This is a genomic window from Escherichia sp. 94.0001, assembly GCF_013369155.2.
GTDB lineage: Bacteria > Pseudomonadota > Gammaproteobacteria > Enterobacterales > Enterobacteriaceae > Escherichia > Escherichia coli_F.
In genome coordinates this window covers 1-712 of record NZ_JABWMS020000210.1, presented here as the reverse complement: position 1 = coordinate 712, position 712 = coordinate 1, and the positions used below count along the sequence as shown (strand labels likewise).

At 51.0% G+C, this 712-nt stretch carries 1 protein-coding gene and 1 pseudogene; one reads left to right on the top strand and one right to left on the bottom strand.

The features are described from left to right. Positions 1–52: 52 nt before the first annotated feature. Complete coding sequence (locus HEN33_RS25285) at positions 53–325, bottom strand: transcriptional antitermination N peptide (protein WP_176263104.1); 273 nt, start codon at positions 323–325, stop codon at positions 53–55. A gap of 25 nt (positions 326–350) precedes the next feature. Between HEN33_RS25285 and HEN33_RS25280 the strand changes: the two are divergent. After that, a pseudogene (locus HEN33_RS25280) lies at positions 351–662 on the top strand (replication protein); the annotation flags it as partial. Positions 663–712: the final 50 nt, after the last annotated feature.

Below are 712 nucleotides of genomic sequence, written 5' to 3'. Positions count from 1 at the left end.
CCTCAAATAAGTGGTTTGCTGCCTAATTTCATTTTCTGGCGACCAACACAAGTCATCTTGCTGTCAGTTGTTTGGAGTTACGGTAGCCTGCCGCGTAAAGAGCTACGTTCGGAAGACAAGTTGAACCTTCATATTTTCTGGTCAACGTTGTCAGTGTTATTACTTCTGCTCTCATTGCTGGTTTGCGCTTGCATTGCAAGACCACTCGTGAGGGGGTTGGCCTGTGTAGTTTGTCGGAGCTGATCGCCTCCTGACTTTGCAGATTTGCGCGACGAGCTCTACGGCGAGAAGCTGCGGTGCCTTTAAATTCTGTTTTTCTGGACATAGATTCCTCCCGAATAAACTTTGGCGCCGCAGAGTGGATGTTTGACATGGTGAAGACCATCGCGCCATCAGCCAGAAAACCGAATTTGGCAGGGTGGGCTAACGATATCCGCCTGATGCGTGAACGTGACGGACGTAACCACCGCGACATGTGCGTGCTGTTCCGCTGGGCATGCCAGGACAACTTCTGGTCCGGTAACGTGCTGAGTCCGGCTAAACTCCGCGACAAGTGGACTCAACTCGAAATCAACCGTAACAAGCAACAGGCTGGCGTGACAGCCGGAAAACCAAAACTCGACCTGACAAACACTGACTGGATTTACGGGGTGGATTTATGAAAAACATCGCCGCACAGATGGTTAACTTTGACCGTGAGCAGATGCGTCGG

Bases quoted from the DNA above. Each gene is read 5' to 3' on its own strand.
- HEN33_RS25285 (WP_176263104.1), bottom strand. From the start codon at position 325: ATGTCCAGAAAAACAGAATTTAAAGGCACCGCAGCTTCTCGCCGTAGA.